The organism is Acetobacter sp. DsW_54, from assembly GCF_002153575.1.
Classification (GTDB): domain Bacteria; phylum Pseudomonadota; class Alphaproteobacteria; order Acetobacterales; family Acetobacteraceae; genus Acetobacter; species Acetobacter fabarum.
Window position 1 is genome coordinate 25,552 of the sequence record NZ_JOPD01000033.1, and the last position, 17,199, is coordinate 42,750.

General features: G+C 55.7%; 31 protein-coding genes. All 31 read left to right on the plus strand.

The window, feature by feature from the left end; translation table 11 throughout:
- Positions 1 to 5: 5 nt before the first annotated feature.
- The 31 genes from rplC (at position 6) to HK20_RS11265 (ending at position 17,117) form a co-directional block, all read left to right on the plus strand.
- On the plus strand, positions 6 to 686 hold the full coding sequence (gene rplC / locus HK20_RS11115) for a 50S ribosomal protein L3 (RefSeq protein WP_086647125.1): 681 nt from the start codon (positions 6 to 8) through the stop codon (positions 684 to 686).
- Between the two features lie 4 nt (positions 687 to 690).
- Positions 691 to 1,305, plus strand: coding sequence for a 50S ribosomal protein L4 (rplD, locus tag HK20_RS11120; protein WP_048852978.1), 615 nt, complete (start codon positions 691 to 693; stop codon positions 1,303 to 1,305).
- Positions 1,302 to 1,637 carry a 50S ribosomal protein L23 gene (locus HK20_RS11125; RefSeq protein WP_048852979.1) on the plus strand — a complete coding sequence of 112 codons (336 nt, stop codon included), beginning with the start codon at positions 1,302 to 1,304 and terminating at the stop codon, positions 1,635 to 1,637. The genes rplD and HK20_RS11125 overlap by 4 nt, the downstream gene beginning before the upstream one ends.
- A 16-nt stretch (positions 1,638 to 1,653) precedes the next feature.
- Positions 1,654 to 2,484, plus strand: coding sequence for a 50S ribosomal protein L2 (rplB, locus tag HK20_RS11130; protein ID WP_086647126.1), 831 nt, complete (start codon positions 1,654 to 1,656; stop codon positions 2,482 to 2,484).
- A gap of 13 nt (positions 2,485 to 2,497) precedes the next feature.
- Positions 2,498 to 2,776, plus strand: a complete 279-nt coding sequence (gene rpsS / locus HK20_RS11135; protein WP_012812769.1) for a 30S ribosomal protein S19 — start codon at positions 2,498 to 2,500, stop codon at positions 2,774 to 2,776.
- An 8-nt stretch (positions 2,777 to 2,784) separates the two neighbouring features.
- Complete coding sequence (rplV, locus tag HK20_RS11140; protein WP_086647127.1) at positions 2,785 to 3,195, plus strand: 50S ribosomal protein L22; 411 nt, start codon at positions 2,785 to 2,787, stop codon at positions 3,193 to 3,195.
- A 3-nt stretch (positions 3,196 to 3,198) separates the two neighbouring features.
- On the plus strand, positions 3,199 to 3,876 hold the full coding sequence (rpsC, locus tag HK20_RS11145; protein WP_086647128.1) for a 30S ribosomal protein S3: 678 nt from the start codon (positions 3,199 to 3,201) through the stop codon (positions 3,874 to 3,876).
- A gap of 17 nt (positions 3,877 to 3,893) precedes the next feature.
- Entirely contained in the window at positions 3,894 to 4,310 is a 417-nt protein-coding gene (gene rplP, locus HK20_RS11150) for a 50S ribosomal protein L16 (RefSeq protein ID WP_025826957.1), read from the plus strand.
- Position 4,311: 1 nt separating this feature from the next.
- Positions 4,312 to 4,548 carry a 50S ribosomal protein L29 gene (gene rpmC, locus HK20_RS11155; protein WP_086647129.1) on the plus strand — a complete coding sequence of 79 codons (237 nt, stop codon included), beginning with the start codon at positions 4,312 to 4,314 and terminating at the stop codon, positions 4,546 to 4,548.
- A gap of 13 nt (positions 4,549 to 4,561) precedes the next feature.
- Positions 4,562 to 4,831, plus strand: coding sequence for a 30S ribosomal protein S17 (gene rpsQ, locus HK20_RS11160; RefSeq protein ID WP_086647130.1), 270 nt, complete (start codon positions 4,562 to 4,564; stop codon positions 4,829 to 4,831).
- 18 nt (positions 4,832 to 4,849) lie between these two features.
- On the plus strand, positions 4,850 to 5,218 hold the full coding sequence (rplN, locus tag HK20_RS11165) for a 50S ribosomal protein L14 (protein ID WP_025826951.1): 369 nt from the start codon (positions 4,850 to 4,852) through the stop codon (positions 5,216 to 5,218).
- Positions 5,218 to 5,538: a 50S ribosomal protein L24 gene (rplX, locus tag HK20_RS11170; protein ID WP_086647131.1), complete on the plus strand. Its 321-nt coding sequence runs from the start codon at positions 5,218 to 5,220 to the stop codon at positions 5,536 to 5,538. Before rplN ends, rplX begins: the two co-directional genes overlap by 1 nt.
- A 10-nt stretch (positions 5,539 to 5,548) precedes the next feature.
- Entirely contained in the window at positions 5,549 to 6,118 is a 570-nt protein-coding gene (gene rplE / locus HK20_RS11175; RefSeq protein ID WP_048852987.1) for a 50S ribosomal protein L5, read from the plus strand.
- A 71-nt stretch (positions 6,119 to 6,189) separates the two neighbouring features.
- Positions 6,190 to 6,495: a 30S ribosomal protein S14 gene (gene rpsN, locus HK20_RS11180; RefSeq protein WP_025826945.1), complete on the plus strand. Its 306-nt coding sequence runs from the start codon at positions 6,190 to 6,192 to the stop codon at positions 6,493 to 6,495.
- A gap of 9 nt (positions 6,496 to 6,504) precedes the next feature.
- Positions 6,505 to 6,903 (plus strand): 30S ribosomal protein S8, encoded by a 399-nt coding sequence (rpsH, locus tag HK20_RS11185; RefSeq protein ID WP_086647132.1) that lies wholly within the window; start codon positions 6,505 to 6,507, stop codon positions 6,901 to 6,903.
- A gap of 10 nt (positions 6,904 to 6,913) precedes the next feature.
- The gene (gene rplF, locus HK20_RS11190; RefSeq protein WP_086647133.1) at positions 6,914 to 7,447 is read left to right on the plus strand and encodes a 50S ribosomal protein L6; all 534 of its coding nucleotides are present in this window, start codon (positions 6,914 to 6,916) and stop codon (positions 7,445 to 7,447) included.
- A complete protein-coding gene (gene rplR / locus HK20_RS11195; RefSeq protein WP_086647134.1) occupies positions 7,447 to 7,809 on the plus strand; it encodes a 50S ribosomal protein L18 in 363 nt (120 codons plus the stop codon). Before rplF ends, rplR begins: the two co-directional genes overlap by 1 nt.
- A 15-nt stretch (positions 7,810 to 7,824) precedes the next feature.
- Positions 7,825 to 8,400 (plus strand): 30S ribosomal protein S5, encoded by a 576-nt coding sequence (rpsE, locus tag HK20_RS11200; RefSeq protein WP_048852990.1) that lies wholly within the window; start codon positions 7,825 to 7,827, stop codon positions 8,398 to 8,400.
- Positions 8,393 to 8,578 (plus strand): 50S ribosomal protein L30, encoded by a 186-nt coding sequence (gene rpmD / locus HK20_RS11205; RefSeq protein ID WP_086647135.1) that lies wholly within the window; start codon positions 8,393 to 8,395, stop codon positions 8,576 to 8,578. The genes rpsE and rpmD overlap by 8 nt, the downstream gene beginning before the upstream one ends.
- Position 8,579: 1 nt before the next feature.
- On the plus strand, positions 8,580 to 9,068 hold the full coding sequence (gene rplO / locus HK20_RS11210) for a 50S ribosomal protein L15 (RefSeq protein WP_086647136.1): 489 nt from the start codon (positions 8,580 to 8,582) through the stop codon (positions 9,066 to 9,068).
- A 140-nt stretch (positions 9,069 to 9,208) separates the two neighbouring features.
- Positions 9,209 to 10,561 carry a preprotein translocase subunit SecY gene (secY, locus tag HK20_RS11215; RefSeq protein WP_086647137.1) on the plus strand — a complete coding sequence of 451 codons (1,353 nt, stop codon included), beginning with the start codon at positions 9,209 to 9,211 and terminating at the stop codon, positions 10,559 to 10,561.
- The gene (locus tag HK20_RS11220) at positions 10,558 to 11,226 is read left to right on the plus strand and encodes an adenylate kinase (RefSeq protein WP_086647138.1); all 669 of its coding nucleotides are present in this window, start codon (positions 10,558 to 10,560) and stop codon (positions 11,224 to 11,226) included. The genes secY and HK20_RS11220 overlap by 4 nt, the downstream gene beginning before the upstream one ends.
- 121 nt (positions 11,227 to 11,347) lie before the next feature.
- Entirely contained in the window at positions 11,348 to 11,725 is a 378-nt protein-coding gene (gene rpsM / locus HK20_RS11225; protein WP_086647139.1) for a 30S ribosomal protein S13, read from the plus strand.
- Between the two features lie 63 nt (positions 11,726 to 11,788).
- The gene (rpsK, locus tag HK20_RS11230) at positions 11,789 to 12,181 is read left to right on the plus strand and encodes a 30S ribosomal protein S11 (RefSeq protein ID WP_025826926.1); all 393 of its coding nucleotides are present in this window, start codon (positions 11,789 to 11,791) and stop codon (positions 12,179 to 12,181) included.
- Between the two features lie 110 nt (positions 12,182 to 12,291).
- Positions 12,292 to 13,311, plus strand: a complete 1,020-nt coding sequence (locus tag HK20_RS11235; protein ID WP_025826924.1) for a DNA-directed RNA polymerase subunit alpha — start codon at positions 12,292 to 12,294, stop codon at positions 13,309 to 13,311.
- 31 nt (positions 13,312 to 13,342) lie between these two features.
- Positions 13,343 to 13,768, plus strand: coding sequence for a 50S ribosomal protein L17 (rplQ, locus tag HK20_RS11240; protein ID WP_025826922.1), 426 nt, complete (start codon positions 13,343 to 13,345; stop codon positions 13,766 to 13,768).
- A gap of 195 nt (positions 13,769 to 13,963) precedes the next feature.
- Positions 13,964 to 15,004, plus strand: a complete 1,041-nt coding sequence (locus tag HK20_RS11245) for an ABC transporter substrate-binding protein (RefSeq protein ID WP_086647140.1) — start codon at positions 13,964 to 13,966, stop codon at positions 15,002 to 15,004.
- On the plus strand, positions 14,983 to 15,765 hold the full coding sequence (locus HK20_RS11250; RefSeq protein WP_369823061.1) for an ABC transporter permease: 783 nt from the start codon (positions 14,983 to 14,985) through the stop codon (positions 15,763 to 15,765). Before HK20_RS11245 ends, HK20_RS11250 begins: the two co-directional genes overlap by 22 nt.
- Positions 15,762 to 16,568, plus strand: a complete 807-nt coding sequence (locus tag HK20_RS11255) for an ABC transporter ATP-binding protein (RefSeq protein WP_369823062.1) — start codon at positions 15,762 to 15,764, stop codon at positions 16,566 to 16,568. Before HK20_RS11250 ends, HK20_RS11255 begins: the two co-directional genes overlap by 4 nt.
- An 85-nt stretch (positions 16,569 to 16,653) precedes the next feature.
- Positions 16,654 to 16,887, plus strand: coding sequence for a hypothetical protein (locus HK20_RS11260; protein ID WP_086647141.1), 234 nt, complete (start codon positions 16,654 to 16,656; stop codon positions 16,885 to 16,887).
- A gap of 53 nt (positions 16,888 to 16,940) precedes the next feature.
- Complete coding sequence (locus HK20_RS11265; RefSeq protein ID WP_086647142.1) at positions 16,941 to 17,117, plus strand: DUF1328 domain-containing protein; 177 nt, start codon at positions 16,941 to 16,943, stop codon at positions 17,115 to 17,117.
- The last annotated feature ends 82 nt before the right edge of the window (positions 17,118 to 17,199 follow it).

Sequence of the window (17,199 nt, forward strand, 5' to 3'; positions counted from 1 at the left end):
AGACGATGCGCACCGGATTGATCGCAAAAAAGTTGGGCATGTCCCGACTGTTCAAGGAAGACGGCACTCATGTGCCTGTCACCGTTCTGCACGTTGATGACGTGCAGGTGGTAGACGTTCGTACTCAGGAGCGTGATGGTTACGTAGCCGTCCAGCTGGGTATGGGCAACGCCAAGGTGAAAAACGTAACAAAACCCAACCGTGGCCATTTTGCCCGCGTGAAGGTTGAACCCAAGAAAACAGTTCGTGAGTTCCGTGTGGCCGATGACGCTACGCTGGAAGTCGGTGCTGCTCTTTCTGCTTCCCACTTCGTTGTTGGCCAGAAGGTTGACGTGACGGGGACGAGCAAGGGTAAAGGGTTTGCTGGCGCCATGAAGCGCTGGAATTTTGCTGGTCTTGAAGCCTCGCATGGTGTGTCCATTTCGCACCGTTCGCATGGTTCGACCGGTAACCGCCAGGACCCTGGCAAAACCTTCAAGAACAAGAAAATGGCTGGTCATCTGGGTGATGAACGCGTGACCACCTTGAATCTGGAAATCGCAGCGGTCGATCCGGAAAAGAATCTGATCATGATTCGTGGCTCCGTTCCGGGAGCAAAGAATGGTGTCGTTCTCATTCGTGATGCGATCAAGAAAGCCCGCCATAGCGATGCGCCGTACCCGGCAGCTGTGAAGGCGGAGGCCTGAGATCATGGAAATCGAAATCAAGACACTTGATAACGGCACGGCTGGTTCAGCTACGCTTCCGGAAGAACTTTTCGGCGCAGCACCCCGGGCAGATGTAATGGCACGCGTTGTGCACTGGCAGCTGGCAAAGCGCCGCGCTGGCACGCACAAGGTCAAGGGCATGGGCGAAGTGTCCGGCACGACCAAAAAGCCGTACCGCCAGAAGGGCACGGGTAGTGCACGTCAGGGCTCCCTGCGCGCTCCTCAGTATCGTACTGGTGGTGTTGTGCACGGTCCGGTTGTGCGTGATCACGGCTATGACCTGCCTAAAAAGGTGCGTCGTCTGGGTCTGATCTCTGCGCTGTCGCAGAAGGCTGCTGAAGGTAAGCTTGTTGTTCTGGACGCGGCTTCGGGCGTGACCAAGACCAGCGAACTGGCCAAGAAGCTGCAGGGGCTCGGCTGGGGCTCGGCTCTGATTGTGGATGCATCCGTGGACGAAAATTTCGTGCGCGCTGCTCGCAACCTGCCGAAGATCGACATTCTGCCGACCATTGGCGCGAATGTTTATGACATTCTGAACCACGAGGTGCTTGCCATCACGCAGGCAGGCCTTGAAGGACTGAAGGAACGCCTGGCATGACGAATATTCTTGCTATTCGCAAGAAAGCCGAGCGTCTCTCTCGGGAGGCTCTGTACGACATCGTGCGGACGCCTGTCATTACCGAGAAGGCGACTGCGCTTTCTGAAAAAAATCAGGTTGTTTTTAAGGTCGCAATGACGGCTAGCAAGCCTGAAATCAAGGTTGCGGTGGAAACGCTGTTCGGGGTCAAGGTTGTTGGCGTCAACACCCTTGTCCAGAAAGGTAAAACCAAGCGCTTTAAAGGGCGTATTGGTCAGCGTTCTGACGTTAAGAAGGCGTTCGTTCAGCTTGCAGAAGGTCAGTCCATTGACCTGACCGCGAAGCTGGCGTGACCAAGGGTAGAAACTAATGGCACTGAAGCACTTTAATCCTGTCACGCCGAGCCTGCGTGGTACGGTTCTGATTGATCGTGCTGACCTGTGGAAGGGCAAGCCGGTCAAGCAGCTTACGGAAGGTAAGAACAAGTCGGGCGGCCGTAATAATAACGGTCGTATCACGTCTCGTTTCCGTGGCGGCGGTCATAAGCAGTCCTATCGTTATGTGGACTTCAAGCGGCGCAAATTTGATGTGCTGGGCACTGTGGAACGTCTTGAATACGATCCCAATCGCACAGCCTTCATCGCGCTGGTGAAGTACGAAGACGGTGAACTGGCTTACATTCTGGCACCCCAGCGTCTGAAAGTTGGTGACAATGTCATCGCTGGTGCGCGTGTGGACATTAAGCCAGGCAATGCTATGCCGCTTGCTGCTATTCCGGTGGGTACGATTATCCATAACATCGAACTGAAGCAGGGCGCTGGCGGCAAGCTGGCCCGTTCCGCAGGGACGTATGCGCAGTTGGTTGGTAAGGATTCCGGCTACGCCCAGATCAAGCTGCAGTCTGGTGAATTGCGTGTTGTTCGCGGTGAATGCATGGCAACCGTTGGTGCCGTGTCCAATCCGGACAACATGAACCAGCACATGGGTAAAGCTGGTCGTTCCCGTTGGCTGGGTCGCCGTCCGCATAACCGCGGCGTGGTGATGAACCCGGTTGACCATCCGCATGGTGGTGGTGAAGGCCGCACATCTGGTGGTCGTCATCCGGTTACGCCGTGGGGCAAGCCCACCAAAGGTTACAAAACTCGGGTCAACAAGCGGACGGACGGTCTGATTATCCGTCGCCGGAAGACCGGCAAGTAAGGGGCAATAGAAGATGGCACGTTCCGTCTGGAAAGGTCCGTTCGTCGACGGGTATCTGCTGAATAAAGCTGAAGTATCCCGCGCATCGGGTCGGAATGAAGTGATCAAGATCTGGTCGCGTCGTTCAACGATTCTTCCGCAGTTCGTTGGTCTGACGTTCGGTGTTTATAACGGTCAGAAGTTCCTGCCCGTGCAGGTGACAGAGAATATGGTTGGCCACAAGTTTGGCGAATTCTCTCCCACCCGTACGTTCCACGGGCATGGTGCTGACAAGAAGTCTAAGCGGGGCTAAGAGCACAGATGAGCAAGCCGAAGCATCCGCGCACGCTCGCGGAAACAGAAGCGCAAGCTATCACGCGTAACATCCGGGTTAGCCCCCGCAAGCTGAACCTTGTGGCAGGCCTGATCCGTAATAAACCTGCATCTCAGGCAATTGCGACGCTGACATTCTCTAAGCGCCGTATCGCTCAGCAGGTTAAGAAAACGCTGGAAAGCGCGATCGCTAACGCTGAAAACAACCACCAGCTCGATGTTGATCAGCTGGTGGTGAAAACGGCCGAAGTGGGTAAGTCCATTGTCATGCGGCGTTTTCACGCACGTGGCCGCGGTCGTTCCGCACGCGTCGAAAAGTTTTTCAGTCACCTGAAGATTGTTGTAGCCGAGCGGGCCGTTGTGTCTGACACGGCTTCTTCCGAGCAGAAGGCGGCCTGAGCTATGGGGCATAAAGTCAATCCGGTCGGGCTGCGGCTCGGCATCAACCGCACCTGGGACAGCCGCTGGTACGCAGATGCAGACTATTCCCGTCTGCTGCACGAAGACCTTAAGCTTCGTGCATTCCTGCGTCGCAAGCTGGCTGGTGCAGGCGTATCCCGCGTAGTGATCGAACGCCCGGCCAAAAAGCCGCGGGTTACGATTTACGCAGCACGCCCTGGTGTTGTCATCGGCAAGAAGGGTCAGGACATCGACGCTCTGCGCAAGGAACTGACCCGCATGGCGGGTACGGAAGTTGCGCTGAACATCGTTGAAATCCGCAAGCCGGAAATCGATGCGACTCTGGTTGCTGAAAACATTGCCCAGCAGCTTGAACGCCGCGTAGCCTTCCGTCGTGCCATGAAGCGCGCCGTGCAGTCTGCCATGCGTCTGGGTGCCCAGGGTATCCGGATCAACTGCTCTGGCCGTCTGGGTGGTGCTGAAATCGCACGTATTGAATGGTATCGTGAAGGTCGTGTGCCCTTGCACACCCTGCGCGCCGACATTGATTACGGCACGGCAACGGCGAAGACCACCTACGGCACCTGCGGTGTGAAGGTATGGATCTTCAAGGGTGAAATTCTTGCTCATGATCCGTTGGCACAGGATCGCCGGGCGGCCGAACAGGCTCCTCAGCGCTGAGGAGAGGATAAAAAACAATGCTTTCCCCTAAGCGGACAAAATTCCGCAAAGCTCATAAAGGTCGTATTCACGGCCTTGCTAAAAGCGGTACCACACTGAACTTTGGTACGTTTGGCCTTAAGGCTCTGCAGCCGGAACGTATTACGGCGCGCCAGATCGAGGCCTCCCGTCGTGCCATTACCCGCGCCATGAAACGTGCGGGTCGTGTCTGGATTCGGATTTTTCCGGATATTCCGGTCTCGACAAAGCCTGCAGAAGTGCGTATGGGCTCTGGCAAGGGATCGCCTGAATTCTGGGTGGCCCGTGTGAAGCCTGGTCGTATTTTGTTTGAGATCGAAGGCGTACCGCCCGAACTGGCGCGCGAAGCGCTGGCTCTTGGTGCTGCCAAGCTGCCGATCAAGACCAAATTTGTGACCCGAATTGGAGATGCGTGAGATGGTAAAGGCAGTAAAGCCAGCTGATTTGCGCGCTAAAACACCAGACGAGCTTGAAGCCCGTCTGGTTGAACTTAAGCGTGAACAGCTCAACTTGCGTTTCCAGCAGGCCACCGGCCAGACAGAAGCGCAGAGCCGCGTCCGTGTGGTCCGCCGTGAAATTGCGCGCATCAAGACAATTGCTGCGCAGAATGCAAAGAATGCAGCAGGTGCAAAAACATCTGCTGCCAATGCCTGAGGAGAGGTAGCCGATGCCGAGGCGCGTCCTGACCGGACGTGTGACGAGCGACAAGATGGACAAGACCGTTACGGTTCTTGTCGATCGTCGCGTCATGCATCCTGTGTATAAGAAGTTCATTCGTCGCTCCAAGAAGTATGCGGCGCATGATGAAGAAAACATCTGCAAGATCGGTGATTCTGTGCGGATTGTTGAATGTGCGCCTATTTCTCGGCGTAAGACGTGGACCGTGATTTCCCGCAACGGTGAAGCCGTGGGCGTGGAACAAACCGCGTCGGCCTAACGTAAGGATTTCTAGGTTATGATCCATCCCGAGACCAACCTCGATGTGGCCGACAATTCCGGTGCACGTCAGGTGCAGTGCATTAAGGTGCTGGGCGGTTCCAAGCGGAAGTCTGCCTCGGTCGGCGACGTGATCGTCGTTTCCGTCAAGGAAGCCATCCCCCGTGGGAAGGTGAAGAAGGGCGATGTTCACCAGGCCGTTATCGTGCGTACGTCTTACCCGGTTCGCCGTCCCGATGGCAGCGCCATCCGGTTCGATCGCAACGCTGCCGTGCTGATCAACAAGCAGCAGGAACCGATCGGCACCCGTATTTTTGGCCCGGTCGTGCGTGAACTGCGTGCTAAGAAGTTCATGAAGATCATCTCTTTGGCGCCGGAGGTGCTGTAATGGCTGCCCGTATTAAAAAAGGCGATACGGTTGTCGTCATCACCGGCTCTTCCAAGGGTGTGCAGGGTGAAGTTCTGGAGGTTCGTCCTTCCGAAGATCGCGCTGTTGTCCGTGGTGTTGCAATTGCCAAACGTCACCAGCGCGCTAGCCGCATGGGTCAGGAAGGTGGAATTATTGCCCGTGAGGCAGCTGTTCACCTCTCCAACCTGAAACTGGTTGACCCGGCCTCCAAGAAGCCGACCCGCGTTGGCTTCCGTGTGCTGGAAAACGGCAAAAAAGTTCGCGTTGCCAAGGCGACTGGCGAAGTGATTGAAGGTTGAGAGGCCAGGTATGAGTGCGAATCAGGAAGGGCGTTCCCTCCCGCGCCTTCACCAGCGCTATGAGAGTGAACTTCGTGCCAAGCTGCGTGAGCAGTTTGGGTATAGCAACGAAATGCAGGTGCCGCGGCTTGAAAAAATCGTCCTGAATATGGGCGTTGGTGAAGCCGCTGGTGACCAGAAGAAGCTGGATGCAGCCGTTGCAGAAATGACCCTTATCGCAGGTCAGAAGCCGGTCAAAACGGTTGCTAAAAAAGCAATCGCTGGCTTCAAGATCCGTGAAGGGCTGCCGATTGGCTGTAAGGTCACGCTGCGTCGGGCCCGGATGTACGAATTTCTCGATCGTCTTGTGACGATTGCGATGCCGCGCATCCGCGACTTCCGTGGTCTCCCTGCGACAAAAGGCTTTGATGGTCGTGGCAATTTTGCCCTTGGCCTGAAAGAGCAGATTGTTTTCCCTGAAATCGAATACGACAAAGTGGACGAAGTCCGCGGTATGGATGTTGTGTTCGTGACCAGTGCGAAAACGGACGCAGAAGCTAAGGCTTTGCTGAAGGCATTTGATCTTCCCTTCTTGGGATGATACAGGCTGCTTTATTGTGTGATCTTGGAAAACCGTCGAAGGTTTTCGAAGGGTTCCGGAGGTAATGTTGTATGGCTAAAACATCTGCCATCCTGCGTAATGCTAAACGCAAGCGCATGGCGGCACGGGATAATGAGAAGCGTACCGCTCTCAAAAACATCGTAATGGATCGGTCTTTGCCCGTGGAAGATCGGTTCGATGCGTCTCTCAAGCTGGCAGAACTGCCGCGTAACGGTTCTCGTGTACGTGTGCGTCTGCGTTGCAAGCTGACAGGTCGTTCTCGCGGTAACTACCGTAAGTTTGAGCTGTGTCGTATCGCTTTCCGTGATCTGGCTTCTGATGGCCAGATTCCGGGAGTGGTGAAAGCTAGCTGGTAAGGGCTCGAGATGTCGCTTTCAGATCCTTTGGGTGATATGCTCACCCGTATTCGCAACGCTCAGCGTGCACGTCACAACTCTTGTGTTGCTCCGGCATCCAATCTGCGTGTGAACGTGCTTGAAGCTCTGCAGCGCGAAGGTTACATCCGTGGTTACAAGCGCGAAGAAGTGCGGAAGGGTATTTCCCAGCTGCACATCGAGCTGAAATACGCGGAAGGTGAACCGGTTATTCGTGAAATCCAGCGTGTTTCCCGCCCTGGCCGCCGCGTCTATTCCAAAATTAAAGAACTGCCGCGTGTGTGCGCTGGTCTGGGTGTTTCCATCCTGTCCACGCCGCGTGGTGTTCTGTCCGATGTAGAGGCCCGCGCCGCCAATGTTGGTGGTGAAGTCCTTTGCCGTGTATTCTGAGGAGGGATAAATGTCACGAGTAGGCAAGTATCCCGTCGAAGTTCCGGCAGGGGTTACAGTTTCCATCGCGGACGGTGTTTTTAAGGCCAAGGGTAAGCTGGGTGAGCTTTCTCTGCCCATCTCCAGTCATGTTACGGCTGAAGTGAAGGACAATTTGGTTGTTGTGCAGCCAAATGGTACCGAATCTCAGGCACGCATGATGTGGGGTACAACACGCGCACTTATCGCTTGTGCGGTCAAAGGTGTTTCTGACGGGTTCTCCAAGACCCTGGAAATTACCGGGACAGGTTATCGTGCTGCAGTGCAGGGTTCTAACCTCGTTATGAACCTCGGCTTTTCTCACGACGTGATCTATCCGATTCCTGCTGGCATCAAGATTTCTACCCCGCGTCCTACCGCGATTGTGGTGGAAGGGATTGATAAGCAGCGTGTTGGCCAGGTGGCTCTGGATATTCGTAGCTATCGCAAGCCTGAGCCTTACAAAGGCAAGGGTGTTCGTTATGATACGGAAACCATCCGCCGTAAGGAAGGCAAGAAGAAATAATGAGCACTCAGCAGGAATTGCGGAATCGGCGGCGCGCGCGTCTCCGTTTTCAGCTTCGCCGCAAGGCTGGTGGCCGTCCTCGTCTGTCGGTTTTCCGGTCTGGTAAGAACATCTACGCTCAGGTGATTGATGACGCACAGGGGGTTACCCTTGCTGCAGCATCGACGCTGGATAAAGAACTGCGTGAAGCCCTGAAAAACGGCGCAACGCGGGAAAGCGCTGGTGCGGTTGGTAAGCTGGTTGCCCAGCGTGCTGTTGCGGCTGGTGTGTCTCAGGTCGTGTTCGATCGGGGATCTTATCTTTATCACGGGCGCGTCAAGGCCCTGGCGGAGGCGGCCCGTGAGGGCGGTCTCTCCTTCTGAGGAAAGGATCACGCAATGGCTCGTGAACCAAGAGAAGGCGGTCGAGGCGGCCGTGAGCGTGAACGCGAAGGCGATGAACTGGTTGATAAGCTGGTAACCATCAATCGCGTTGCAAAGGTTGTTAAGGGTGGTCGGCGCTTTGCGTTTGCTGCTCTGGTTGTGGTTGGTGACCAGAAGGGTCGCGTGGGCTACGGCGCTGGTAAGGCCCGTGAAGTTCCTGAAGCGATCCGCAAGGCTACCGAACGCGCCAAGCGTGGGATGATTCGCGTTCCCATGAAAGAAGGGCGCACGCTGCACCATGACGTTGCTGGTCACTTCGGTGCTGGTAAAGTTGTGCTGCGTTCGGCTGAAGCCGGTACGGGGATCATCGCTGGTGGTCCGATGCGTGCCGTGTTCGAAAGCCTTGGCATTAACGACGTTGTTGCCAAGTCCTTGGGGACCCGGAACCCGCATAACATGGTCAAGGCGACTTTTGACGCCCTGACACGTTGTGCCAGCCCCCGTGCTGTGGCAAACCGCCGCGGCAAGAAAGTGGCGGAAATCTTTGGCAAGCGCGACCAGGCTGCTGGTGCGGAGGCTGCAGATGTCTGATAAAAAAACTTTCAAGGTGACACAGATTGCGTCCGGTAACGGACGTAAGCCGGGTCAGCAGGAAACCCTGATCGGGCTTGGTCTGAACAAGATCGGGCGTGAAAAGGTTCTGGAAGATACCCCGTCTACCCGGGGTATGGTCCGCAAAGTGGCCCACCTGGTGAAGGTGGAGGACTAATATGAGACTCAACGAACTTCGTGATAACGAAGGTGCTCGCTACCGCAAAAAGCGGCTCGGGCGCGGTATTGGTTCCGGTAAGGGCAAAACGTCCGGTAAGGGTGTGAAAGGCCAGAAGGCACGTGAGGGTGTTTCCCTCAACGGGTTTGAAGGTGGTCAGCTCCCGATTTACCGTCGTCTGCCGAAGCGGGGCTTTAAAAACATCTTCCGCAAGGTCTATGCACCGGTTAACCTTGGTGCAGTAGAGCAGGCACTGGCAGATGGTAAGCTGGAAAACGGCGTGACCATCACCGAAGAAGCGCTGAAGAAAGCTGGTCTGGTCGGGACCGGCAAGTACGCAGGGGTTCGCATTCTGGGTGAAGGCGAACTGACAAAAGGCGTTTCTTTCGAAGTGTCTGGCGTTTCTGCTTCTGCTAAGGCTGCCATTGAAAAAGTTGGCGGCAGCATCAAGCTGCTGGTGACGGCACCTGTGGAAGCTAGCGCCTCCTGATTGGCATGGGGGAGAGAGCAGTGGCAGACCCTGTTCTCTCTTCCGTGTTTAAGTCAGAACAGCTGTCTGATATTTTTCAGGCAATCATGCCAGCGTCTCCACTTTGTGTGGCGGCGCTGTTTGTGTGAAAGGACGGATGCATGGCTTCCGCGGCCGAACAACTGGCTGCCAATTTTAACGTAGGCTCCTTTGCCAAGGCGACGGAACTCAAGAAGCGGATCTGGTTTACGCTAGGCGCGCTGATTGTTTACCGTTTGGGAACGTATATTCCTGTGCCCGGTGTAGATGCTACGGTTATGGGGCAGCTTCTGGCGCAGCATCAGGGCGGCATTCTTGGCATGTTCAACATGTTTTCGGGGGGCGCTCTTGGGCGTATGACCGTCTTCGCGTTGAACATCATGCCCTATATCTCTGCGTCCATTATCGTGCAGTTGATGTCTACGGCGGTGCCCTCTCTTGAAGCCCTCAAGAAAGAGGGTGAGCAGGGGCGCAAAAAGCTCAACCAGTACACGCGTTACCTGACCGTGCTGATTGCAGTTTTTCAGGCCTACGGGATTGCGATCGGGCTTGAGAATGTTCAGAGCGGCGCTGCTGTTGTGAATCCGGGTCCGCTTTTTCTGGTCACCTGTGTAACAGCACTGGTGGGCGGAACAATGTTCCTGATGTGGCTTGGTGAGCAGATTACGTCGCGCGGTGTTGGTAATGGGATTTCTCTCATTATCTTTGCCGGTATCGTGGCCAACCTGCCGCATGCTTTGGTGAGCCTTTTCCAGTTGGGGTACACGGGCGCTCTGTCGTCCTTCTTTGTGCTTCTGTTCCTTGTGCTGGCTGGTCTGACCATCATGTTCATCGTGTTCATGGAACAGGCGCAGCGGCGGGTTATCATCCAGTATCCCAAGCGGCAGATGGGGCAGCGCATGTTTGGTGGAGACACCACGCATATGCCACTCAAGGTGAACACGGCAGGGGTTATTCCACCGATTTTTGCCTCTTCGGTGCTGCTGATTCCTGTTACCCTGGCAGGGTTCATGAACGGTAAGTCATTGCCGGGCTGGTTATCATTTCTGGGTGAAGAGCTGGGGCAGGGGCAGCCTCTGTATCTGCTCTTTTACGCATTGATGATTATCTTTTTCTCGTACTTCTATGCTGCGGTGACCTTTAACCCGGCAGAGACGGCAGATAACCTGCGTAAGCAGGGTGGGTTCATTCCTGGCGTGCGCCCCGGTGCTTCCACGGCATCGTACTTTGACAAGATCCTGACGCGTCTGACGACCATTGGCGCAGCTTATATGGTGGCGGTCTGTCTGTTGCCGCAGATCCTGATCAGTCGCTATAATGTGCCCTTCTACTTTGGTGGGACCAGCCTGATCATTATTGTGTCGGTTACGATTGATACGGTTACTCAGGTGCAGTCACACTTGGTGGCGCATCAGTACCAAGGGCTTATGCGTAAGTCTCGTGGTGGCAGGAAGCAGAGGATCATCAGACGATGAATATTATTTTTCTGGGCCCGCCTGGGGCCGGGAAAGGGACGCAGTCCAAGCTTCTGGAAGAACGCCACGGACTGATCCAGATTTCCACCGGGGATATGCTGCGTGCCGAAGTGGCGCGTGGCTCCGAGGTTGGTAATCAGGCAAAGGCATTGATGGTCGCGGGCAAGCTTGTGCCCGATGCCCTGATTATTGCCATGCTCAAAGACCGGATTGCCCAGCCGGACTGCCAGAATGGGTTTATTCTGGATGGCTTCCCCCGCACTCTGGGGCAGGCTGAAGAGCTGGATGCCATGCTCGCAGCGGATGGGAAGAGCATTGATGTCGTGCTGTTCCTGGACGTGAATGAAGAGATCCTTGCAGATCGTATTTCTGGACGTTTCACCTGCGCACAATGTGGGCAGACGTATAACGAAGCGTCCAACCCGCCCGTAAAGGAAGGGGAATGCGATAGCTGTGGGAGTCATGAGTTCAAGCGCCGGGCAGACGACAAGCGTGAGACAGTTGTTGAGCGCCTGAAAGAATACCGCAATCTGACCGCGCCGATTCTGCCGTTTTATGAAAAAACGGGGCGTTTGCGTAAGGTAAACGGCATGCTTTCGACTGCTGAAGTGACAGCAGAAATTGAAGCAGCGCTTAAGGATAGCGGCGTGATCACGAAGAAGTGATCAGTTTTCGTTGACTTGTAACGGTGGTCGGTATATTTCGCGGCCACCAAGTGAAATCCGCCCAGTCAAGACAGGGCTATGAGCCGTTCGCTGTAAAAGCGGGCGAACAGGAGTATAAGGCGTGGCACGTATTGCCGGCGTGAATGTCCCGACAAACAAGCGGGTTGTGATCGGGCTTCAGTATATTTATGGAATTGGCGCATCTAAGGCGGCAGAAATCTGCAAGTCCTTGGAGATTCCGGAAGCAAAGCGGGTTAACGAACTCAGCGACGATGAAATCATGAAGCTCCGTGAGCTGATTGATGGCACCTATCGCGTTGAAGGCGACCTGCGTCGTGAAATTGCGATGAACATTAAGCGCCTGATGGATCTTGGTTGCTACCGCGGCCTGCGTCATCGTCGTGGCCTGCCGGTGCGTGGCCAGCGGACGCACACCAATGCCCGTACCCGTAAGGGTAAGGCAGTGGCCATTGCCGGTAAGAAGAAAGCAACCCGTTAATCCAATCCGCTAAGGCGGCCAGCCTGCAAACGCAGGCTGGACAGGGACTGAGGTAGAAAAGACATGGCGAAAGCCGCAACACCGCGTGTTCGTAAAAAAGAGCGTAAGAACATTATTTCGGGCGTGGCGCATGTGCTCTCCACGTTCAACAACACCATGATCACCATCTCTGATGCTCAGGGGAATGCTATCTCCTGGTCTTCTGCTGGTGCGCAGGGCTTTAAGGGCTCGCGGAAGTCTACGCCTTATGCGGCGCAGGTTGCGGCTGAAGATGCAGGCCGCAAGGCCCGTGAACACGGCATGGAAACGCTGGAAATTGAAGTTTCCGGTCCTGGGTCGGGGCGTGAAAGCGCACTGCGTGCCCTGCAGGCTGTTGGTTTCACGATCACTTCCATTCGTGATATGACACCAGTCCCGCACAATGGCTGCCGCCCGCGCAAGCGTCGCCGCGTCTGAGCTTACGAGCGGAAAGGCTGCCTGATAACAAGCCGCCTTTCCATTTGTTGTGTCCACTTCAGAGAAATCGCTGCGTAAGCAGTGGTTTTTCGTATTGAAAGGCCGGTCCATTGGTCCTTCAGAAAAACTGGCAATCTCTGATCAAGCCCGAAAAGCTTGAAGTTGAATCCGGAGTGGAGCCCGCTCGTATCGCAACCGTAGTGGCTGAGCCGCTGGAACGCGGTTTTGGTATGACGCTCGGTAACGCCCTGCGTCGGGTTCTGCTGTCTTCTCTTCAAGGTGCTGCGGTCACGGCGGTTCAGATTGACGGCGTTCTGCACGAGTTTTCGTCCGTTGCCGGTGTGCGGGAAGATGTGACTGACATCGTCCTGAACATCAAGCAGCTGGCGTTGCGCATGCACGGTGAAGGGCCGAAGCGTATGGTGCTGACGGCCACTGGCCCCGGCGAAGTGCGCGCAAGCCAGATCCAGACAGGTCATGACATTGAAATCATGAACCCTGATCTGGTCATCTGCACGCTTGATGACGGCGTCAAGCTGGGCATGGAATTTATTGTTAATACCGGAAAAGGCTATGTTCCTGCGGCGGCTAACCGCCCGGAAGATGCCCCGATCGGCCTGATCCCGGTTGATGCAATCTATTCGCCCGTCAAGCGCGTGTCCTACAAGGTGGAGCCGACCCGTGTTGGTCAGGTCACCGACTATGACAAGCTGCTGCTTACGGTCGAAACAAATGGTGCGGTAACGCCCGAAGATGCAGTGGCTCTGGCCGCGCGCATTCTGCAGGATCAGTTGCAGCTCTTCATCAACTTTGATGAGCCGCGTCCTGTACAGGCTGAAGAGCCTGAGGATGATCTGCCGTTCAACCGTAATCTGCTGCGCAAGGTGGATGAGCTTGAATTGTCTGTTCGTAGCGCAAACTGCCTGAAGAACGACAACATCATCTACATCGGGGATCTGGTTCAGAAGAGTGAGCAGGAAATGCTGCGCACACCGAACTTTGGCCGTAAATCCCTGAACGAAATTAAGGAAGTCCTGACCTCCATGGGGCTGTCCTTGGGTATGAATGTCCCGGCCTGGCCGCCGGAAAATATTGAAGAGTTGGCAAAGCGGCTTGATGAGCCGTTTTGATCTGACTTTTCCCGATACTAGGAACTGAACCATGCGTCACCGGATTGCCGGCCGAAAGCTCGGCGTTACCTCTTCTCACCGTGCAGCCATGTTCCGCAACATGGCTGTGGCTTTGATCAAACACGAGCAGATCACCACCACGCTTCCCAAAGCGAAGGAACTGCGCCCGTTTGTTGAAAAGCTGATTACCCTTGGCAAGCGTGGCGATCTGCACGCACGTCGGCAGGCATTTGCTGTGCTGCGTGATGATGTGATTGTTAAAAAGCTGTTTGCAGCCGTGGCAGAACGCTACAAGGCCCGCAACGGTGGCTACACACGCGTCCTGCGCGCTGGCGTGCGTTATGGCGATGCCGCTCAGATGGCCGTGATCGAACTGATCGACCGCGATGTGAGCGCAAAAGGGCAGGACAGCGGTCCGCGCCCGGAAGTGGAAGATAAGCAGGATCTTGCTGCTTAATCTTTTGCTCGCAAGTGCAATGAAGGAAGCTGGCTCTCAGGAGCCAGCTTTTTTTATGTCCTGTGTGCGCGCCACGATGTGATGCAAATATGCGTGGAATAAAAATATTCCATGCTTGCGCGTGAGTGATTGACAAAGACAAGAATATATCCACTATTATTTTTGATAAAATATTTCAGTGAAAGAGATAACGTCATGAAACGTGCGTTGCTAAAAATGCTAACGCTTGCCACCGTGGCATTGGGTTGGGCTGTAAGCCCGGCACAGGCGGCGGACAGCATTCGTATCGGCTATATTCCCGTTCTGGGCTCTTCCGCGCTGTTTGTGATTGATGGGGAAGGCTGGGCCAAACAGGCAGGGCTGGATGTGCAGTTTGTCCGCTTTACCTCTGGCCCGCAGGCTATTCAGGCACTCGTATCCGGGCGGATTGACGGCTACGTAGCAGGGGTGCTGCCCTTGTTGCAGGCACGCGCGCATGGCGTGGATGTTAAGGTTGTCGCCACCGCCTCGATCGAGGAACTGTCGGTTATTGCGCGCGGCGCACTGGCAGAGGGCCTGAAGCCGGATAGTGAGGCCGGACTGACGCCAGATGTGGTGAAGGACATTTTTGCGCGGTTCAAGCAGGACCAGAAGCGTCTGCCACGTCTGGCAGCTCAGCCTGCCGGTTCGGTGCCCGACACACTGTTGCGCTACTGGCTGCAAAAGCAGCTTGGTTTTGCGCAGGTCAATACCGTGGCCTCCATTGTTGGGGTGGATATTGATGCGGCACAACAGGCATTTCTGGCAGGTGCTGTGGATGGCGCAGTTTTGAGGGAGCCAGCCCTGACAGTTGTTAAAACCCGCCTGCCGGACGCCCGTATTCTGGCTTCGGGCCATAGCATGATGCCAGACCAGCCGGGCTCCGTTCTGGCAATTGTCAAGCCTGATGCACCTGAGCACAAGGCATGGGCGGGAACACTGACCAGCCTGTTTGTGCGCGCCACAACTTTGCTGGCTCAGCACCCGGATGATGCCGTGCCATTTGTGCAAAAAGCGCTTGGCGGTGGTATGCTGAATGATAGTGTGACGAAAACCGCGCTGGAGCATTCTGCTTCCCGTTTTGTCAGCGACCCGGCGCGCATTGTGGAAAGTGTCAAGCAGTTGCAGGAATTTGAAGTGGCCGAAGGTCTGTTGCGTAAGGCAGAACCTGTTGAAGATCTGTTTGATACGGGTCTGTGGCAGCAGGCCAAGCCGTGAGTGTAAAATTGTCTGGACCTGCTCGCCTGGGGCTTGGGCTGGCGGGGCTTGTTCTGTTCTTTGGCGTGTGGGAGGCAGCAGTCCAGTCCGGGCTGCTGCCATCTGGCATGGTGCCAGCACCTTCTTCCCTTGGTCCGGCCTGGCTGGATGAGGTGCGGGGAGGGTTCTGGCAGCAAGCTATTCTGGATAGTCTGAACCATTATCTGCTGGGCCTGCTTATTGGCTCCGTTCTGGGGGCCGGGCTTGGCATTCTGTGCGGTATGCTGGGGCTATTGGATAGTCTGCTAGAAGGTGTTGTTCGCCTGCTGCGGCCTGTACCGGGGCTGGCTTGGGTGCCGTTTGCCATTCTCTGGTTTGGGTTGAGCACGGCTGGGGCCACCTTTGTTATTGCCATATCGGTTTTCTGGATCAATTTTTACGCAGCCCACAGTGCCGTTCGTGGGGTGGACCCCGAGCTGTATGAACTGGCTTCCGCCTTCGGGCATGGCAGTTTTGTGGGGCGGTTGGTCAAGATTGTGCTCCCGGCTTCCGCGCCGGGCATTATGGCCGGGTTGCGTACGGGGCTGGGGCAGGGGTGGATGTCCGTTGTGGCGGCGGAACTGTTTGGCGTGCCGGGTATTGGTGCCCGTATGATGCAGGCATCCAGCCTTCTGGCGACCGATGTTGTGGTGGTTTACATGCTGACCATGGCCATGCTGTATGCCATTACCGATTTTCTTTTTGGGTTTGTGCGTAAATGGGTTCTCAGGTGGCAGCCATGAGCAAGGCGGATGTGGTTGCCTCTTTGCATGATGTTGGCCTCTCTCACGATGGTGGCGCCCATTTTGTGCTGCGGCATGTCAGCCTGACGCTGGAGCGTGGGGAGTTTGTTGCACTTCTGGGGCCGTCTGGTGTGGGTAAGTCCACGCTGCTCAGGGTTCTGATGGGGCTTATGCACCCAACGGAAGGGCAGATAGGCGGTTCTGCCTGTGTGGCGGATGCCGGGGCACATGCCACGCGGCGGAGCCGGGCCATGGTGTTCCAGGATGCGCGGCTTCTGCCGTGGCGCTCGGTGTTGCGGAATGTCATGTTCGGGCTAGAAGGCCTGCACCTGAGCAAGAGCGAAAAAATAGCCCGTGCGCAGGAGGCCCTGCGTCTGGTCGGGCTGGAGGATGCACAGGACCGGCTCCCACGCCGTTTGTCTGGTGGGCAGCGGCAGCGTGTGGGGGTTGCCCGCGCCCTGACCGTGGACCCCGACCTGTTGCTGATGGATGAGCCGTTTGGGGCGCTGGACCCCATTACCCGCACCAGCCTGCAGGAAGAGTTGCAGCGGATATGGCAGCAGACACACAAAACAGTGCTGTTTGTGACGCATGATATTGAAGAGGCTCTTCGCCTTGCCACACGTGTTGTGGTGCTGGCCGGTGGCCCCCCTGCGGGGATTACGGGCGAAATTGTGCTGGATATGCCGCACCGCAACCCCGATACCCCTGCCTTTAGGACCTATGCCGCGCGCCTGCGCGCCATGATTGCAGGCGAGCCTGATCCGGGTGGGGAAGCCTACTGGCGCTCGGCTGAAATCTAGTCTTGAACAAAAAAATCGTTCACATAGGCATCTTTAGGGGTGCAAGGCGCGTTACCCCTTAATCCAGTATGGAGGACATCCTCGTATGAGTGATGAGAGCAAGGCAGATTTTGGTCTTGAGGATGGTATTGGCAATCTTCAGGACGGTGCCGATGGTTTTTTTGGCAAGGTGTCCAGTTACGATGCCCTTAATCCGGGCAAGCGCAGCACCGCAGTAGAAGCTCTGCGGGATGTTGTTATTGACCAGCCATTGTTGACCGTTGCTACGGCAGGTGTTGTCGGTCTGATTATTGGGATTTTTCTGCGGCGCAGAAAATAAGTTGGCAAGAGCCTTCCGGCTCTGGTCAGGATTGAAATGCAAGGGAGTGCGTTATGCTGAAACTGGCACTGTTTTTTCTGGTTGTTTCACTTGTTGCAGGGCTGTTTGGTTTTGGCGGAATTGCCTCTGCCTCGGCTGGTATGGCTAAAATCCTGTTCTTTATCGCCATTATGCTGTTTGTTGTTTTTCTGGTTGTGGCCCTGCTGGCTGGTCGTGCGGTCATGAAGTAACGGCGCCTGACCACTTTGCAAACGGTATAAAAAAACCTCCGGGGCCAGTGCTCCGGAGGTTTTTTGTTGGGCGGTGGTCCGC

Bases quoted from the DNA above. Each gene is read 5' to 3' on its own strand.
- rplC (WP_086647125.1), top strand. From the start codon at position 6: ATGCGCACCGGATTGATCGCAAAAAAGTTGGGCATGTCCCGACTGTTC.
- rplD (WP_048852978.1), top strand. From the start codon at position 691: ATGGAAATCGAAATCAAGACACTTGATAACGGCACGGCTGGTTCAGCT.
- HK20_RS11125 (WP_048852979.1), top strand. From the start codon at position 1,302: ATGACGAATATTCTTGCTATTCGCAAGAAAGCCGAGCGTCTCTCTCGG.
- rplB (WP_086647126.1), top strand. From the start codon at position 1,654: ATGGCACTGAAGCACTTTAATCCTGTCACGCCGAGCCTGCGTGGTACG.
- rpsS (WP_012812769.1), top strand. From the start codon at position 2,498: ATGGCACGTTCCGTCTGGAAAGGTCCGTTCGTCGACGGGTATCTGCTG.
- rplV (WP_086647127.1), top strand. From the start codon at position 2,785: ATGAGCAAGCCGAAGCATCCGCGCACGCTCGCGGAAACAGAAGCGCAA.
- rpsC (WP_086647128.1), top strand. From the start codon at position 3,199: ATGGGGCATAAAGTCAATCCGGTCGGGCTGCGGCTCGGCATCAACCGC.
- rplP (WP_025826957.1), top strand. From the start codon at position 3,894: ATGCTTTCCCCTAAGCGGACAAAATTCCGCAAAGCTCATAAAGGTCGT.
- rpmC (WP_086647129.1), top strand. From the start codon at position 4,312: ATGGTAAAGGCAGTAAAGCCAGCTGATTTGCGCGCTAAAACACCAGAC.
- rpsQ (WP_086647130.1), top strand. From the start codon at position 4,562: ATGCCGAGGCGCGTCCTGACCGGACGTGTGACGAGCGACAAGATGGAC.
- rplN (WP_025826951.1), top strand. From the start codon at position 4,850: ATGATCCATCCCGAGACCAACCTCGATGTGGCCGACAATTCCGGTGCA.
- rplX (WP_086647131.1), top strand. From the start codon at position 5,218: ATGGCTGCCCGTATTAAAAAAGGCGATACGGTTGTCGTCATCACCGGC.
- rplE (WP_048852987.1), top strand. From the start codon at position 5,549: ATGAGTGCGAATCAGGAAGGGCGTTCCCTCCCGCGCCTTCACCAGCGC.
- rpsN (WP_025826945.1), top strand. From the start codon at position 6,190: ATGGCTAAAACATCTGCCATCCTGCGTAATGCTAAACGCAAGCGCATG.
- rpsH (WP_086647132.1), top strand. From the start codon at position 6,505: ATGTCGCTTTCAGATCCTTTGGGTGATATGCTCACCCGTATTCGCAAC.
- rplF (WP_086647133.1), top strand. From the start codon at position 6,914: ATGTCACGAGTAGGCAAGTATCCCGTCGAAGTTCCGGCAGGGGTTACA.
- rplR (WP_086647134.1), top strand. From the start codon at position 7,447: ATGAGCACTCAGCAGGAATTGCGGAATCGGCGGCGCGCGCGTCTCCGT.
- rpsE (WP_048852990.1), top strand. From the start codon at position 7,825: ATGGCTCGTGAACCAAGAGAAGGCGGTCGAGGCGGCCGTGAGCGTGAA.
- rpmD (WP_086647135.1), top strand. From the start codon at position 8,393: ATGTCTGATAAAAAAACTTTCAAGGTGACACAGATTGCGTCCGGTAAC.
- rplO (WP_086647136.1), top strand. From the start codon at position 8,580: ATGAGACTCAACGAACTTCGTGATAACGAAGGTGCTCGCTACCGCAAA.
- secY (WP_086647137.1), top strand. From the start codon at position 9,209: ATGGCTTCCGCGGCCGAACAACTGGCTGCCAATTTTAACGTAGGCTCC.
- HK20_RS11220 (WP_086647138.1), top strand. From the start codon at position 10,558: ATGAATATTATTTTTCTGGGCCCGCCTGGGGCCGGGAAAGGGACGCAG.
- rpsK (WP_025826926.1), top strand. From the start codon at position 11,789: ATGGCGAAAGCCGCAACACCGCGTGTTCGTAAAAAAGAGCGTAAGAAC.
- rplQ (WP_025826922.1), top strand. From the start codon at position 13,343: ATGCGTCACCGGATTGCCGGCCGAAAGCTCGGCGTTACCTCTTCTCAC.
- HK20_RS11245 (WP_086647140.1), top strand. From the start codon at position 13,964: ATGAAACGTGCGTTGCTAAAAATGCTAACGCTTGCCACCGTGGCATTG.
- HK20_RS11255 (WP_369823062.1), top strand. From the start codon at position 15,762: ATGAGCAAGGCGGATGTGGTTGCCTCTTTGCATGATGTTGGCCTCTCT.
- HK20_RS11260 (WP_086647141.1), top strand. From the start codon at position 16,654: ATGAGTGATGAGAGCAAGGCAGATTTTGGTCTTGAGGATGGTATTGGC.
- HK20_RS11265 (WP_086647142.1), top strand. From the start codon at position 16,941: ATGCTGAAACTGGCACTGTTTTTTCTGGTTGTTTCACTTGTTGCAGGG.